14 protein-coding genes are annotated in these 16,415 nt (G+C 35.8%); 11 read left to right on the top strand and 3 right to left on the bottom strand.

The genetic code is table 11. From position 1 onward, the window contains the following. The first annotated feature begins 30 nt into the window (after nt 1-30). Nucleotides 31-1,140 (top strand): glycosyl hydrolase family 28-related protein, encoded by a 1,110-nt coding sequence (locus tag G8Y85_RS07800; RefSeq protein WP_060551451.1) that lies wholly within the window; start codon nt 31-33, stop codon nt 1,138-1,140. An 84-nt stretch (nt 1,141-1,224) separates the two neighbouring features. On the opposite strand, the gene G8Y85_RS07795 is transcribed toward G8Y85_RS07800, so the two are convergent. Together G8Y85_RS07795 and G8Y85_RS07790 are read right to left on the bottom strand one after the other, a co-directional pair. Next, nucleotides 1,225-2,019: a prephenate dehydratase gene (locus tag G8Y85_RS07795; protein WP_103345116.1), complete on the bottom strand. Its 795-nt coding sequence runs from the start codon at nt 2,017-2,019 to the stop codon at nt 1,225-1,227. 44 nt (nt 2,020-2,063) lie between these two features. Further along, nucleotides 2,064-3,134 (bottom strand): nitric oxide synthase oxygenase, encoded by a 1,071-nt coding sequence (locus tag G8Y85_RS07790; RefSeq protein WP_060551449.1) that lies wholly within the window; start codon nt 3,132-3,134, stop codon nt 2,064-2,066. 157 nt (nt 3,135-3,291) lie between these two features. On the opposite strand from G8Y85_RS07790, the gene G8Y85_RS07785 reads away from it, so the two are divergent. The 10 genes from G8Y85_RS07785 (at nt 3,292) to G8Y85_RS07740 (ending at nt 14,572) form a co-directional block, all read left to right on the top strand. Then, the gene (locus G8Y85_RS07785; RefSeq protein WP_103345115.1) at nt 3,292-4,767 is read left to right on the top strand and encodes a nicotinate phosphoribosyltransferase; all 1,476 of its coding nucleotides are present in this window, start codon (nt 3,292-3,294) and stop codon (nt 4,765-4,767) included. Continuing rightward, entirely contained in the window at nt 4,760-5,581 is an 822-nt protein-coding gene (gene nadE / locus G8Y85_RS07780; protein ID WP_060552495.1) for an ammonia-dependent NAD(+) synthetase, read from the top strand. The genes G8Y85_RS07785 and nadE overlap by 8 nt, the downstream gene beginning before the upstream one ends. A 66-nt stretch (nt 5,582-5,647) precedes the next feature. Beyond that, nucleotides 5,648-6,217: a DUF2179 domain-containing protein gene (locus G8Y85_RS07775; protein WP_037566962.1), complete on the top strand. Its 570-nt coding sequence runs from the start codon at nt 5,648-5,650 to the stop codon at nt 6,215-6,217. After that, the gene (locus G8Y85_RS07770; RefSeq protein ID WP_103345114.1) at nt 6,207-6,383 is read left to right on the top strand and encodes an NETI motif-containing protein; all 177 of its coding nucleotides are present in this window, start codon (nt 6,207-6,209) and stop codon (nt 6,381-6,383) included. Before G8Y85_RS07775 ends, G8Y85_RS07770 begins: the two co-directional genes overlap by 11 nt. Nucleotides 6,384-6,647: 264 nt before the next feature. Further along, a complete protein-coding gene (gene purB / locus G8Y85_RS07765; RefSeq protein WP_103345113.1) occupies nt 6,648-7,943 on the top strand; it encodes an adenylosuccinate lyase in 1,296 nt (431 codons plus the stop codon). A 70-nt stretch (nt 7,944-8,013) separates the two neighbouring features. Next, nucleotides 8,014-8,316 carry a YerC/YecD family TrpR-related protein gene (locus G8Y85_RS07760; protein ID WP_037566960.1) on the top strand — a complete coding sequence of 101 codons (303 nt, stop codon included), beginning with the start codon at nt 8,014-8,016 and terminating at the stop codon, nt 8,314-8,316. Nucleotides 8,317-8,476: 160 nt separating this feature from the next. After that, a complete protein-coding gene (pcrB, locus tag G8Y85_RS07755) occupies nt 8,477-9,166 on the top strand; it encodes a heptaprenylglyceryl phosphate synthase (protein ID WP_060551446.1) in 690 nt (229 codons plus the stop codon). Next, on the top strand, nt 9,166-11,355 hold the full coding sequence (pcrA, locus tag G8Y85_RS07750; RefSeq protein WP_107401179.1) for a DNA helicase PcrA: 2,190 nt from the start codon (nt 9,166-9,168) through the stop codon (nt 11,353-11,355). Before pcrB ends, pcrA begins: the two co-directional genes overlap by 1 nt. A gap of 5 nt (nt 11,356-11,360) precedes the next feature. Next, entirely contained in the window at nt 11,361-13,358 is a 1,998-nt protein-coding gene (gene ligA, locus G8Y85_RS07745) for an NAD-dependent DNA ligase LigA (RefSeq protein WP_103345110.1), read from the top strand. A 17-nt stretch (nt 13,359-13,375) separates the two neighbouring features. After that, nucleotides 13,376-14,572, top strand: a complete 1,197-nt coding sequence (locus G8Y85_RS07740; protein WP_060551443.1) for a CamS family sex pheromone protein — start codon at nt 13,376-13,378, stop codon at nt 14,570-14,572. 144 nt (nt 14,573-14,716) lie between these two features. Here G8Y85_RS07740 and putP read toward each other — a convergent pair whose 3' ends face one another. Then, the gene (gene putP, locus G8Y85_RS07735; protein ID WP_103345109.1) at nt 14,717-16,261 is read right to left on the bottom strand and encodes a sodium/proline symporter PutP; all 1,545 of its coding nucleotides are present in this window, start codon (nt 16,259-16,261) and stop codon (nt 14,717-14,719) included. Nucleotides 16,262-16,415: the final 154 nt, after the last annotated feature.

The following is a 16,415-nucleotide window of genomic DNA, read 5'->3' as shown; positions in this document are numbered from 1 at the left end:
ATAACCTAAATATGGAAGGATACTAGACCAATGTTAAAAAATGTTAAAAATTTTGGCGCTAAAACAAAAAATAAATGGTTTGACACTTATGGCATTCAACGTGCATTAAATGTAGTGGCTAGAAATGGGGGTGGTACGGTCTATATACCTAAAGGTGAATATCATATTGCGAAAGCTTTAAAAATATATCAAAATACAACCCTAAAACTTGATGATGAAGCGGTGCTATTACGTAAAGGGCGTGATGCATTATTGAAAAATGGATCAAGTCGTAAAAAATATTATCGTTATGAAGGGAATGGCTATATTAAAATTGAAGGCGGTACTTTTGATATGAATGGAACGGAATGTCCCTATAACAATACCGCCATGTGTTTAGGGCATGCACGTGAAATAGAAGTATCTCATGTTACTTTTAAAAATATTGTTGGTGGTCATGGTATTGATGCTTGTGGCTTAGATGGGGTACACATACATGATTGTGCATTTTTAGGTTTTGCTGATTATGCAGGGGATCGTTGGTTTTCAGAAGCCATTCAACTTGATTTGTTCATTGAGGGTGCTTTTCCAAAATTTGGTGTCAATGACGGTACAATTACTAAAAATGTAGTAATAGAAAATTGTTATTTTGGCAATTCTGGTGAGGGTAACATGGGACCGTGGAATCGCGCAATTGGCTCACATGCTAGCAGACTTTTTCATTATTATGAGAACATCGTCATCCAACATAATGTATTTGAAGGTACTCAATCGTATGCACTCACCCCTTTAAAAGCTAAAAATTTATTTATTGCTTATAATTCGTTTATCAACTGTGCTGGCGTATTACGCTATTTAGGCGTTTACAAAGGGAAGCATATGGTGTCGTTTGATGGACGCATAGAAGGTAAAGAGGGGGGCAAAGATTTAATATTTATTCACAATGATATTCAAAACACAAAAATGCTAGATACGTTGCACATACGCAGTCATAAAGATGCGCCTCATCAGAATATAGATATTTTGCACAATACTTTTTCGGGAGAAAATAATCCAATCCAATTAACAGGTTCTACAGATATTTATATCCACAACAATGAAAATCTCCCTGATATTAATCAAAAAGACGTAGAAAACCTTTATCAAGAGCATCTAAACTAAATGAGAGAATATATATAAATCCCCTTTCAACATATTGAAGGGGGATTTAAATTTGGAGGTTTTCTATATCAACTATGTATGGCATTATGCATCGAAACGACCTAAATGACGGATTTCAAAATCGAGCGTTTCTAAAATGGTTGTGATTTTATGCATATCCTCATCACTAGGGTAGACGCATTGAACAAAAAAGCGATACATGCCTAGTTGCGTTTTTAATGGTCTAGATTCAATCCAACTTAGGTTCACATTAAATAAAGCAAAAGTGTTTAAAATACTTGCTAACAAACCAGGTTTGTCATAACTTGGCGTAATGATGAGCATGCATTGATGACCTTTATTCGGTACAGTAGCCTCACGAGTTAATACTAAAAAACGTGTCATATTATGTGGGAAATCTTCAATATTTTCGATGAGCGGGACGTAACCATAAGCCTCACCACTTCCTTTGGGGGCAATTGCAGCTGTAGTGGCATTAATATATTTTAATGCGTCTACCGTACTTTGTGCATACGCGTAGTCTAACTGTCGTTCGTGAATGAATTTTTGGGTTTGGCTAATGGCTGGTCCAATAGAATACACTCGAGTAATATCCTCTAAACTTGTAGTTGATTGGGTGTATAACGAAAACTCTATATCTAAATGAATTTCTTTAATGATTGTTAAATCATGTTCAACTAGGTTATCCGCGACCACGTTAATCGTACCTTCTATTGCATTTTCAATAGGGACAATTGCTTTTGATTGAGGATTTGCTTGTACAGCTTGAATGACTTCATAAAGATTTTCTTTTGGGATTAATTGATTAAGGTCTTTCTCATATTTTAAGGCAGCTAAATATGAAAAAGTGCCTTTGGGTCCTAAATAAAATAAGGACATAACCTCACCTCACTCGTGAATGTTTGTCCTTATTTTACACAAATCTAATGAAAAGGGCACCCACTCGGGTCCTTTTTTTTATAATAAAAGTTTGTTTCACGCATTGTATTATCGTATCCATGATGGTAATTAGGCGTTAAAGTAGGCGATAATGGTGGTGCAAGCCACGACCATTTTCCTGTCACTGTACGACCTTTAGCGCTTTCTATCGCTTCAAATTTTTCAAACTGCTTGGACGCTGTTAAATGGTCTACCATAGAGACACCATTATCTTTAAAAGATTGGTAGACAGCATCATTTATTTCAACTAATACACGATCTTTATTGAAGCTACTGTTTCTTAACGTATCAAAATCCATTGCGTCTGCTAAAGGTTGCATTAAGTTGTATCGATAAGGGTCAATAAAGTTTCGAACGGCAATCTCATTAACCATATACCAACCGTTAAAAGGCGCTGTTGGGTATGTGATACCGCCAATTTTCAAGTCCATACTGGATATAATTGGCACGGCATACCATTTTAAATTTAACTGTTCTATTTTAGGGTATGCATGATGTCGAATGGGCACTTCCAAAATAAGTGATTTTGGGTAGTCAAAATATTTGATTGGTTGGTCAGGAAGTTGATATATAAGTGGTAAGATATCAAAGTCACTGTGAGTGCCACGCCAACCTAAATGTTCGGCGAGTTGTGTGATATTCTTTTCAGCGGGATCCCCTTTATTTTCATAACCGGCATATCGAATCAACTGATGATTAAAAATTTTCGGTGAATCCTCAAATGAGGGGGCGAAAATTGTAATATATGGTACGATCTTACCATGATTCGTAGCTTTTTCGATGTGAGTAGTGATAGCATTTAAAAATGCTGGTTCGTCTTTAATATGTCTTGCATCTTGAACTTTTAAACTTTCCCAAAACAAGCGACCGATACAACGATTTGAATTGCGCCATGCGAGACGCGCGCCATAAATTAATTCTTCTGATGTATGGTGATAAAAGCCCGTTGTATTAATGTCATGTTCAACCTCTTTAATGCGCTCTAACTTTTTGTAATGAGGTTGATTCGTTTCCTCATAATATTGCGTTATAAATGATATTGCCTCTTTTAACATCGTACCACCTCACCGTTCATTATAATCGATAAATGAAAAATCTTTAGAAAAATTGTATTAATTGTCATATTTTTGTCGATGTTCTTATTAAAAGATGGCAAACATAGTCTAAAAGTGTTATATCATAGATATGACTAAAAGGACGAGGAGAAATTATATGTACCAATATCAAGATGATAGTTTAATGTTACACAACGACTTATACCAAATTAATATGGCTGAATCTTATTGGAATGACGGTATTCATGAACGTACAGCTATTTTTGATCTTTATTTTAGAAAAATGCCTTTCGAAAGTGGCTATGCCGTTTTTAATGGATTGAGAAGAGTAATAGATTTTATCAATCATCTCCATTTTTCTGATACGGATTTAGCTTATTTAAAAGACATAGGGTATGAAGCGGATTTTTTAAATTATTTAAAAGAACTTAAATTTACAGGGCATATTCGTTCTATGCAGGAGGGAGAACTATGTTTTGGGAACGAACCCTTAATGCGTATTGAAGCACCACTTATCCAAGCTCAACTGATTGAAACAGCTTTATTAAATATTATTAATTTCCAAACGTTAATTACAACTAAAGCAAGCAGAATTAAGCAAGTGGCTCCAAATGATACGTTAATGGAATTTGGTACACGACGTGCTCATGAACTTGATGCGGCTGTATGGGGGGCAAGAGCAGCGATTATTGGTGGTTTTGATGCTACGAGTAATGTGAGAGCAGGTAAATTATTTAATATACCTGTCTCCGGCACACACGCTCATGCATTTGTTCAAACGTATGGAGATGAGTACATTGCTTTCAAAAAATATGCAGAACGTCATAAAAATTGTGTGTTTTTAGTAGACACATTTCACACGTTAAAATCAGGGGTACCCAACGCAATCCGTGTCGCAAAAGAATTAGGCGATCAAATTAATTTCATAGGAATACGCCTTGACTCTGGAGATATTGCATACTTATCAAAAGAAGCGCGTAAAATGTTAGATGAAGCAGGTTTTCCTGATGCCAAAATTATCGCGTCTAACGATTTAGATGAAGAAACCATTTCTAGTTTAAAAGCACAAGGAGCTACTGTTGACAGCTGGGGTGTAGGTACGAAATTAATTACAGCATATCAACAACCTGCATTAGGTGCTGTATATAAAATGGTCGCTGTCGAAGATGACAATGGCCAACTTGTAGACCGTATAAAACTCTCAAACAATGCTGAAAAAGTAACAACACCAGGAAAAAAACGTGTATATCGCATTATTAATACGAAAACAAATAAATCAGAAGGCGATTATATTACATTGGATCATGAAAATCCTAATGAAACAACGAAACTTAAAATGTTCCATCCTATTCATACTTACAAAATGAAATATATTAAAAAGTTTAAAGCGATTGACTTACATCACGATATTTTTATAAACGGAAAATGTGTCTATGACTTACCAAGTGAAAATGATGCTAAAACTTTTTTACAACAGAATTTAGAGCTACTATGGGATGAAAATAAACGCTATCTCAATCCTGAAGAATATCCAGTTGATTTAAGTACCGCATGTTGGGAAAATAAACAGCGTCGCATTTTCGAAGTAGCTGAACATGTGAAAGAAATGGAGGAAGAACATGAACATGAGTAAAATGCAAACGATTATTGTGAATGAAATGAAAGTACAACCTGAAATAGATGTCGTTAAGACTATCGAAGAGATAAAACATTTCATTAAAGCATATGTGACGTCTCATTCTTTTATTCGCACGCTTGTATTAGGCATTTCAGGAGGTCAAGACTCTACATTAGTTGGTAAATTAACGCAGCTTGCGGTAAATGAACTCAATGAAAATAGTAGTAAAACGTATGAATTTATTGCTGTAAAACTACCTTATGGCGTTCAACGAGACGCAGATGAAGTAGATGACGCACTCAAATTTATCCAACCTGATAAAACGATTACAGTGAATATTAAACCTGCCGTAGACCAAAGTGTTGCGTCTTTAAAACAAGCAGGTATCACGTTAACAGATTTTCAAAAAGGTAATGAGAAAGCAAGAGAAAGAATGAAAGTTCAATTCTCAATTGCGTCGCATACAGGTGGTATCGTTGTTGGGACTGACCATTCTGCAGAAAATGTTACAGGATTTTTCACGAAATATGGAGACGGTGCTGCTGACATTGCACCTATATTCGGACTAAACAAACGTCAAGGGCGACAATTGTTACAACACTTAAATGCACCTGCTCATCTTTATGAAAAAACACCAACTGCAGATTTAGAAGATGACAAACCACAATTACCAGATGAAACGGCTTTAGGTGTCACGTATCAGGAAATTGATGACTATTTAGAGGGGAAAGCAGTGTCACAACAAGCGGCCACAAGAATTGAAGATTTATATGTACGTAATGCGCACAAACGTGAATTAGCATATACACGATATACATGGCCAAAATAAAAATTTTAATGACATTTGAAATAAATCCTGATACAATGAGCTAAATTTCAAGAAGTGAGGTAAGTTATGAGTGCGATAAATGATAACCCTTTACTACTCATATTGGCAATATTTCTAATTAATGTTGCCTATGTAACTGCGCTAACGATGCGCCTAATATTAACACTGAAAGGGTATAGATATTATGCAGCGGCTTTAAGTTTTGTTGAAGTTTTAGTTTATGTTATTGGTTTAGGTATGGTAATGTCAGGACTAGATCAATTTCAAAACGTCATCGCATACGCATTAGGTTTTTCAGTAGGTATTATTGTAGGTATGAAAATTGAAGAAAAATTAGCATTAGGCTATTCTGTTGTAAATGTTACTACGGCAGATTATGAATTGGACATCCCAAGACAACTTAGAGATTTAGGCTATGGAGTCACACACTTTGCAGCTCATGGTCGAGATGGTGATCGCCTTGTCATGCAAATTTTAACGCCGAAGCGCTATGAGCTCAAATTAATGGATACAATTAAAGCATTGGATCCGAAAGCGTTTATCATTGCTTATGAGCCACGTAATATACATGGTGGATTCTGGGTTAAAGGTGTTCGAAGTAAGAAAGTGAAGGCGTATGACACAGATGAAATTTAAAGTAGAAGACGGCGAAACGATAGAAGCGTGTTTATTGCGCATGAAAGAGGCTGGTTATATGCCAATTAAACGTTATGAAAAACCAGTCTTCAAAGAGAATAAAGATGGCAGTATTGACGTTTTAAAACAGGAAATTATTTTTACTGGGAAGAAAATGAGTCATTAACATTAATTAAGAGACGATTCAAACGCTAGCGTTGACGTCTCTTTTTAAATGCGTATGTTTTTGTTTGAGAATCCGTTAACGTTCGTTTTTAGTAGTTTTTACGAAAAATATTTTAGGATAAATATAAATAAATGGATTGATTCCGAACGTTATATCTGTTTATATAGATAATGTACATATGATGTCCGTTTGCTATAATGTGACTGAATACAATTTTATGTTAGAAGTGTAAGCATACGAAAAAACAAGTTAGGAGATTTTATAATGATTGAACGCTATTCAAGAAAAGAAATGTCAAACATTTGGACAGATCAAAACCGCTATGAGGCATGGTTAGAAGTTGAAATTTTAGCTTGTGAAGCTTGGAGTGAGTTAGGAGAGATACCTAAAGAAGACGTAAAAAAAATTCGTGAACATGCGAAAGTCGATGTTGCGCGTGCTCAAGAAATCGAATTAGAGACACGCCACGATGTCGTTGCCTTTACTCGTCAAGTTTCTGAAACACTTGGTGAAGAGCGTAAATGGGTGCATTACGGGCTCACTTCAACAGATGTAGTCGATACTGCACTAAGTTACCAAGTTAAGCAAGCAAATGACATTATCGAAAAAGACTTGGAACGATTTATAGAAGTCCTAGCAAACAAAGCGAAAGCATATAAGTATACATTAATGATGGGACGTACGCATGGCGTGCATGCTGAACCAACTACATTTGGCTTAAAGATGGCGTTATGGTATGCAGAAATGCAGCGCAATCTTGAACGTTTCAAACGCGTACGAGAAGAAATTGAAGTTGGAAAAATGAGTGGAGCGGTAGGAACATTCGCTAATATCCCGCCTGAAATTGAAGCCTATGTATGTAAGCATTTAGGTATTGGGACAGCACCGATTTCTACTCAAACGTTACAACGTGATCGTCATGCATACTACATTGCGACGTTAAGTCTTATTGCTACTTCGCTTGAAAAATTTGCAGTTGAAATTAGAAACTTACAAAAAACAGAAACACGTGAAGTTGAAGAAGCATTTGCGAAAGGTCAAAAAGGATCATCTGCAATGCCTCATAAACGTAATCCTATTGGTTCAGAGAACATTACTGGTATAGCGCGAGTGATTCGTGGTTACATTACAACAGCGTATGAAAATGTGGCACTTTGGCATGAACGAGATATTTCACATTCATCAGCAGAACGAATTATGTTACCAGATGTGACAATTGCACTTGATTACGCGTTGAATCGCTTTACTAACATTGTTGATCGTTTAACAGTTTATGAAGAGAACATGACAGAAAACATGAATAAAACGTTTGGTCTCATTTATTCACAACGTGTGTTATTAGCGTTAATTGATAAAGGTATGGTACGTGAAGAGGCTTATGATACAGTACAACCTAAAGCAATGGAATCTTGGGCAACAAAGACCCCATTTAGAACACTTGTTGAAGGGGACGCTAAAATTACAGAAAAATTATCAGAAGATGAACTGAATGCTTGTTTTGACCCTAGACATCACTTGAATCAAGTTGATACAATATTTAAAAGAGTAGGTTTAGCATAAAAATACTACACTTTAATGTATTAATTCGTTAAAATATCCTTAAACATATAAAAAATAGGGGTTGTATACCATGCAAATTGAAAAGTTACGTGGACAAGCATTAGATGAATTGTTTGATGCAATTTTGACACTAGAAACACGCGAGGAATGTTATCAATTTTTTGATGATTTATGTACAGTAAATGAGCTCCAATCGTTATCACAGCGCCTACAAGTCGCGAAGATGATTAAACAAGGTTACACTTATGCAACAATAGAAGCTGAATCTGGCGCATCTACTGCGACGATTTCTCGAGTGAAACGCTCACTTCAGTGGGGAAATGATGCATATACAATGATTTTAGAACGAATGGATATTGAGACGAAGCATTAAAAATAAAGTAAAAAAGTAAGTGATAAAGTGAACGTTTAACGTGCAGTTTATCGCTTGCTTTTTTTATGTAATTTTTCCTATAAATCCCAAGGTGTTACTTAGAATATCAGTCTTAAAAATGCTATAATATTATCTATGATATTTAAAGGAGTATTCGGTTATGTATGATATAAAACAATGGCACCATATCTTTAAATTAGATCCAGCAAAACCCATTTCTGATGCGGATCTTGAAAAAGTATGTATGTCTCAAACTGATGCCATCATGATTGGCGGCACTGATAATGTTACAGAAGATAACGTATTACATTTAATGAGTCGTGTGCGACGTTATCCGCTACCATTAGCTTTGGAAATCTCAAACATTGAAAGTGTTGTACCTGGATTTGATTTCTATTTTGTCCCAACAGTTATGAATAGTACTGATGTGACTTATCATAATGGATTGTTGTTAGAAGCCCTCAAAATGTATGGGCATATGATTCATTTTGAAGATATTATTTTCGAGGGATATGTCGTACTGAATGCTGAAAGTAAAGTAGCGCGACATACGAAAGCGAATACTACATTAGTCACTGAGGATATTGAAGCTTATGCACAAATGGCAAATGACATGTACCGATTACCGATATTATATTTAGAATATAGTGGCACTAAAGGAAGTTTAGAAGATATTCAAGCTGCAAAATCACACTTAAATACCACTCAATTATTCTATGGTGGGGGCATTGATAGTTATGAAAGTGCACAATCATTTGCGTCCATTGCCGATACCATAATTGTTGGGAATTTAGTATATGAGAATATCAAGAAAGCGATACAAACGACTAAAATAAAGGAGAGAACATAATGAATCCACTTGTAAAACATATGAATACTGAACAAAGTGAAGCGGTACGCACAACGGAAGGGCCGCTTTTAATTATGGCAGGTGCTGGATCTGGTAAAACGCGCGTTTTGACACATCGCATTGCGTACTTACTTGATGAAAAAGGCATATCTCCTTATAACATTTTAGCGATTACATTTACGAATAAAGCAGCAAAAGAAATGAAAGAGCGTGTTCAAAAATTAGTAGGTGAAGAAGCTGAAGTCATTTGGATGTCTACGTTTCACTCAATGTGTGTACGCATTTTACGTCGTGACGCAGATCGGATAGGTATAGAGCGCAATTTCACAATTATTGATCCGACAGACCAAAAATCAGTGATTAAAGATGTGTTGAAACGTGAAAATATAGACCCTAAACGCTATGAACCACGCATGTTTATTGGGGCCATTAGCAATTTGAAAAATGAATTGAAAACACCTCAAGATGCATTAGAATCGGCGAACGATTTTTATACACAAATGGTTGCTAAAGTATACGAAGGGTATCAAAAACAGCTGATTCGAAACCAAGCTTTAGACTTTGACGATTTAATTATGACGACAATTAAATTATTTGAGCGCGTACCAGAAGTGTTAGATTACTATCAAAACAAATTTCAATACATACATGTTGATGAGTATCAAGATACGAATAAGGCACAGTACACGCTTGTTAATTTAATGGCACAAAAGTTTAAAAACTTATGTGTTGTAGGGGATTCAGACCAATCCATTTATGGTTGGCGTGGTGCAGATATTCAAAATATTCTATCGTTTGAGGAAGATTATCCAAAAGCGAAAACGATATTTCTAGAACAAAATTATCGTTCAACGAAAACCATTTTAAATGCTGCGAATGAGGTTATCAGAAACAATACAGAGCGTAAACCAAAAGGCTTATGGACAGCGAATGCGAACGGTGAAAAAATAAACTATTATGAAGCATTTAGCGAACGTGATGAGTCCGAATATGTGGTGCGTGAAATCTTCAAACAACAGAAAAAAGGACGACAATTAAAAGATATTGCAGTGCTCTATCGCACAAATGCGCAATCTCGTGTTCTTGAAGAAACGTTTTTAAAATCTAATCTACCTTATGTCATGGTTGGAGGACAGAAATTCTATGATCGCAAAGAGATTAAGGATGTATTAAGCTATTTGCGTTTAATTGCGAATAGTGCAGATGATATCAGTTTACGCCGTGTTATCAATGTTCCTAAAAGAGGAATAGGGCCATCATCTGTGGACAAAATCGCAGCGTATGCCTCAACGAACAATATTAGTATGTTTGAAGCTTTAGCTGAAGTTGACTTTATAGGATTATCTAAAAAAGTAACACAAGCTGCATCTGAATTTTATCAATTGATCAATCATCTCATGCGAGAACAAGAGTTTTTAGAAATAAGTGACATCGTAGAGGAAGTGCTCATTAAGTCAGGTTATCGTGAGATGTTAGAACGCGAACAAACGTTAGAAGCACGCAGCCGTTTAGAAAATATAGACGAATTTATGTCTGTTCCGAAAGATTATGAAAAAAATACGCCTTTAGAAGAACAATCTTTGATTAACTTCTTAACAGATTTATCTCTTGTAGCTGATGTTGATGAAGCCAATTTAGAAGACGGTGTGACATTAATGACTATGCACTCTGCGAAAGGTTTAGAGTATCCTGTAGTGTTTATCATAGGGATGGAGGAAAGCATTTTCCCACATGTCCGTGCAATTAAAAGCGATGATGATCATGAAATGGAGGAAGAGCGCCGTATTAGTTATGTAGCCATTACACGTGCGGAAGAAGAATTGTATCTGACGCATGCGACATCACGTACATTATTCGGACGTTCTCAATCAAATCCACGTTCACGTTTCCTAAATGAGATACCAGATGATTTATTAGCGATACCAGAACGTAAACAATCTTCTCATGTAGCACAAAAACGGACGTCACCTAAGAGAGGATTTAGCCAACGAACAGTAGTGAATAAGCAGGCATCAACGACATCTGATTGGAACGTTGGAGATAAAGTGACGCATAAAAGTTGGGGAGAGGGTATGGTGTCTAATGTGAACGTTAAAAATGGTTCGGTTGAGTTAGATATTATCTTTAAATCGCAAGGGCCTAAACGTTTATTAGCACAATTTGCTCCAATTGAGAAAAAGGAGGACTAAGATTTATGGATTTGAAGGCGCGCGTGCGTGTATTGCATGAACGGTTACATCAATACAATTATGAATATCACGTATTAGATAACCCAAGTGTTCCAGACAGTGAATATGATAAATTGTTGCATGAATTAATAGAAATTGAATCACAACACCCTGAACTTAAAGCTGCAGATTCACCAACGGTACGTGTGGGTGGAGAAGCACAATCGACGTTTGAAAAAGTTCGACATGACACGCCGATGCTAAGTTTATCTAATGCATTTAATGAGACAGATTTACGTCGTTTTGATCAACGTGTAAGAGATGCTGTAGGGGAAGTCGAATACATGTGTGAATTGAAAATAGACGGTTTAGCTGTGTCATTGAAATATGTTGACGGTCGTTTTGTCCAAGGATTAACGCGTGGAGATGGAACGACAGGTGAAGATATAACAGAAAATTTAAAAACGATTCACGCAATCCCACTCACATTAAAAGAACCGATTTCTTTTGAAGTACGTGGAGAGGCCTATATGCCTCGTCAATCGTTTTTGAGGCTTAACGATGAAAAAGAGAAAAAGGGTGAACAACCGTTTGCTAACCCCCGCAATGCGGCTGCGGGTTCGCTACGTCAACTAGATTCAAAATTAGCCGCAGCACGTAAACTTGATATTTTTCTATACAGTATAAATGATTTCACAGAGTTAGATGCCACATCACAAAGTGAAGCATTAGCTGAATTGGATCAACTAGGATTCAAAACAAATCCTGAACGGATGAATGTCAAAACCATAGACGATGTACTGGCGTATATTGACAAGTGGACCTCAGAACGTGATACATTAAGTTATGATATCGATGGTATTGTTATCAAAGTGAACGCCATTGAGCATCAAGAGGAGATGGGTTTTACCCAAAAATCACCGAGATGGGCCATTGCATATAAGTTTCCTGCTGAAGAAGTTGTCACTACTTTAGAAGACATTGAGTTAAGTATTGGTCGTACTGGTGTGGTGACACCTACTGCAATTTTAACTCCAGTTCATGTAGCAGGGACGACTGTTTCTAGAGCCTCATTACATAATGAAGACCTAATTCATGAAAGAGATATACGAATAGGTGATCATGTTGTTGTGAAAAAAGCCGGTGATATCATACCTGAAGTGGTTAAAGTCATTTTAGATCGTCGGTCAGATGACGCTCAGCCTTATCGCATGCCAACACATTGCCCGAGTTGTGGTCATGAACTTGTACGCATTGAAGGTGAAGTTGCATTAAGGTGTATCAACCCAAAATGCCAAGCGCAACTGATAGAAGGATTAAAACATTTTGTATCGAGACAAGCGATGAATATTGATGGTTTAGGCACTAAAATCATAGAACAACTTTATCATCATCATTTAATCAAAGACGTGGCAGATATATTTTATCTTGAAAAGAACGATCTATTACCTCTTGAACGTATGGGTGAAAAGAAAGCAGATAACCTTATTAAGGCGATTGAAAAATCTAAATCACAATCATTAGAACATCTATTATTTGGCCTAGGTATTCGTCACTTAGGTGTCAAAGCCAGTCAAGTGCTTGCAGAAAAGTATGATACGATGGAACGTTTAATGCAAGTCACAGAAGCGGAACTTGTGGAAATATATGACGTAGGTGAAAAGTTAGCACAATCCTTTGTAACTTATATGAGCAATGAGGATATTCAAAAGTTAATTCAAAAAATGTCACAACAACATGTAAACATGACTTACACTGGTCAAAAATCATCACAAATTGATGGCCATCCTGATTTTAAAAATAAAACTGTTGTATTGACTGGTAAATTAGAGCAAATGACAAGAACTGAGGCATCACAATGGTTGAAAAATCATGGTGCCAAAGTGACAAGTAGTGTAACAAAATCAACAGACCTTGTTATTGCAGGTAAAGATGCTGGCTCTAAGTTAACGAAAGCAGAGACATTAGGGACACCAATTTGGAATGAACAAGACTTTATTGATAAGCAAAATGAAATCAATTAAAAAGGGAGATTGTGCCTATGAAAAAAAGGTCTTTTATCATCGTTGGTTTATCATTGGTATTAGTCGCGTGTGGTCCAAATCAATCTGAAAACCAATCTTCAAATGATTCATCTTCTAAAAAAGAAAATAATGTTAAACACATTGCGACTGATAAAAACGTTCAAGGTGATAATTATCGGACAATTTTACCATTTAAAGAGAGTCAAGCGCGTGGTTTAACACAAGAAAAAATGTCTAATCATTTTAATGGTGAAGATTTTGAATCAGGTTTATTAGAAATCAGTAAAGAAATTTATCCTACAGATGACTATTTATATCAAGATGGACAGTTTTTAGATAAAAAGACAATTCAAGCTTATTTAAAGCCTAAATTGACTAAAGATGAATTAAATAAAATGAGCGATAAGGAAAAAGAAGAGAAGCAAGCAAGTGAAAATCTCGGACTCAATCCTTCTGTTCATGGTGAAAAAGATGAAGAAAAAATAGCTAAACAATCACCACAAGTGTTATCACATATTTTAGAACAAAATTTCTATGACAATGGCGACACGAGTGGTAAGAAAGTTAAAGGACTTACGATTGGTCTTGCGATGAATCAAGTTTATTATTATCAAAAAGAAAAATACGGTGAGACATTTAGTGTTGATTTAGATAAGAAGAAAGTTGAAAAACAAGGTCGAGAAATCGCTGAAGAAATGTTATCTCGACTACGTGAAAACGATCAGTTAAAAGACGTTCCAATTACTTTTGCGATATATATGCAATCGGGTAAAGATCAAATCGTTCCGGGATCGTTTGTAAGTTATGCGACATCAGATGAGAATGGTGCTGAATTAAAAGAATGGAATAAAGTGAAGGAACAAACCGTATTGATGCCTTCAGGTGAAGCTGCAGATTTGAATGAGCAACTCAATGCCAATTTCCGTGATTTTAATAATAATCTTCAATCTTACTTTACGAACTTTACACAAGCGGTAGGAAAAGCAAAGTTTAAAGATAAAAAAGTGCAATCTTTATCTGTTGATTTGCCAATCGATTATTATGGAAGAGCTGAATTAATAGGTATTACGCAGTACGTGACGCAACTTGCTGAAAAAGACTTCGGAAGTGTAGATACGTATGAAATTCACATTAAAGATGGTAATGAACCACGCGCACTTATCACAAAATCCAAAGATGACAATAGTCCTAAAGTGCACATCTACAATCAATAAAACGGCATATGTGTCATAGTTATAGTTTGACGTGTAGGCATTAGTTACGTCAAGTCAATGCAAATGAAAATAGCCTTCAAAATTCTTTAAAACGAATTTTGAAGGCTATTTTATGTTTAAGTGATTGTACGCAGAGGATTGAACTTATTCATTCAATTCTAGTCTACGTTTAACTTCGTTCATATCATCAATAACGAATGCGTCAGGTTTTTTCGTAAATTTTGAAACTACAATTGTAACGAGTAAACTCATAATAAAGCCAGGAACAATTTCATAAAGTGAAAAAATTTCATATGTTTTACCCAAAGGTAACGCAAAAACTATCCACAATATAACAGTGACTGCACCGGCAATCATACCACTAATAGCACCAGTTCTTGTTAATGATTTCCAATATAAAGATAAAATAACAAGAGGTCCAAATGCAGCACCAAATCCTGCCCAAGCATTACCAACTAAGTTTAATATCGTATCATTTGGTGACCAAGCAATCGCAATTGCGATAATGGCAACTAAAATAACTGAAAGACGACCCACTAATACAAATTCTTTTTCATGTTTTTTTGTATTTGCTTTATCACCACGGATTAACTTATAAAAGTCCTCTGTTAGTGAGCTTGATGTAACGAGTAATTGTGACGAAATCGTACTCATAATGGCAGCTAAAATGGCCGCTAATAAAAAGCCACCAACTAAAGGATGAAACAGTACTTGTCCCATTAAAATAAATAATGTTTCAGGATCCTTAATTTCTACTCCTTGAGCAGGAATAAATGCAATACCTAGAAGACCTACTAATACTGCGCCAATTAATCCAACAGCCATCCATGAAATACCAATTCTTCTAGTGAATGGGAAGAGTTTAATTGAACGAATAGACATAAAACGCACTAAAATATGTGGTTGTCCAAAATACCCTAATCCCCAAGCGAAGAATGAAATGATACCAATGACAGTCGTACCTCTAAATAAATCTAAGTTGGTAGGTTTTAATTCTGCGACTGAATGAAACGTATCTAATCCATTAAGTTTAAGCATGACAACGATAGGGACCATTATCATTGCGATGAGCATGATGACACCTTGGAAAAAGTCTGTAATCGACACGGCAAGGTAACCACCAAAAAATGTATAAGCAATAACGATAACCGCAACTAATAATAATCCAAAACGATAATCTAATCCAAAAGCACTATCAAATAATTTTCCTCCCGACACAAAACCTGCATGTGTATATAATGTGAAGAAAACTACGATAATACCTCCAGAAATAATTTTAATTAAATTAGACTTATCGTTTAAACGATTTTTGAAAAAATCTGGAAGTGTTATAGCGTCACCAGCGATTTCAGTATGTAAGCGTAATCGCGGTGCTACAAGTAAATAGTTGATCCAAGCACCTAACGTTAACCCGATGGCTAACCAAGCAGCTGATAGACCTGTAGAATACACTTCACCTGGTAACCCCATAATCATCCAACCACTCATGTCAGATGCACCAGCTGAAAGTGCAGTAACCCAAGGCCCGATATTACGACCGCCTAACATGTATTCACTTAAGTTACTCGTAGCTTGTTTATAGCCATAATAACCAATACCAAGCAAGATAATAAAATAGAGTGCAATCATAATATACGTTTGCCAGTCAGGGTTGACTTGACTTGATAAAGTTGACCCAAAAATTAACATATATATCCCCCTTTTTGTTACATAAACTAATTATACAGAATTATCGCTAGAATAAAAGTGTAATTTCATACAAAAAGTTAACAATTCGAACTAAAAATAGGACATAAATGTTAAATTAGACTATTGAAGAGGTCAGAGGTGAAATATTGGCCTT

This window comes from Staphylococcus sp. 11007852, assembly GCF_011394325.1.
GTDB lineage: Bacteria > Bacillota > Bacilli > Staphylococcales > Staphylococcaceae > Staphylococcus > Staphylococcus agnetis.
This window is presented reverse-complemented; position numbering and strand designations above follow the sequence as displayed.

Coding starts and splice junctions, on each gene's coding strand:
- G8Y85_RS07775 (WP_037566962.1), top strand. CDS start 5,648: ATGAGTGCGATAAATGATAACCCTTTACTACTCATATTGGCAATATTT.
- putP (WP_103345109.1), bottom strand. CDS start 16,261: ATGTTAATTTTTGGGTCAACTTTATCAAGTCAAGTCAACCCTGACTGG.
- G8Y85_RS07770 (WP_103345114.1), top strand. CDS start 6,207: ATGAAATTTAAAGTAGAAGACGGCGAAACGATAGAAGCGTGTTTATTG.
- nadE (WP_060552495.1), top strand. CDS start 4,760: ATGAGTAAAATGCAAACGATTATTGTGAATGAAATGAAAGTACAACCT.
- G8Y85_RS07800 (WP_060551451.1), top strand. CDS start 31: ATGTTAAAAAATGTTAAAAATTTTGGCGCTAAAACAAAAAATAAATGG.
- G8Y85_RS07740 (WP_060551443.1), top strand. CDS start 13,376: ATGAAAAAAAGGTCTTTTATCATCGTTGGTTTATCATTGGTATTAGTC.
- pcrB (WP_060551446.1), top strand. CDS start 8,477: ATGTATGATATAAAACAATGGCACCATATCTTTAAATTAGATCCAGCA.
- G8Y85_RS07790 (WP_060551449.1), bottom strand. CDS start 3,134: ATGTTAAAAGAGGCAATATCATTTATAACGCAATATTATGAGGAAACG.
- G8Y85_RS07785 (WP_103345115.1), top strand. CDS start 3,292: ATGTACCAATATCAAGATGATAGTTTAATGTTACACAACGACTTATAC.
- purB (WP_103345113.1), top strand. CDS start 6,648: ATGATTGAACGCTATTCAAGAAAAGAAATGTCAAACATTTGGACAGAT.
- G8Y85_RS07760 (WP_037566960.1), top strand. CDS start 8,014: ATGCAAATTGAAAAGTTACGTGGACAAGCATTAGATGAATTGTTTGAT.
- G8Y85_RS07795 (WP_103345116.1), bottom strand. CDS start 2,019: ATGTCCTTATTTTATTTAGGACCCAAAGGCACTTTTTCATATTTAGCT.
- ligA (WP_103345110.1), top strand. CDS start 11,361: ATGGATTTGAAGGCGCGCGTGCGTGTATTGCATGAACGGTTACATCAA.
- pcrA (WP_107401179.1), top strand. CDS start 9,166: ATGAATCCACTTGTAAAACATATGAATACTGAACAAAGTGAAGCGGTA.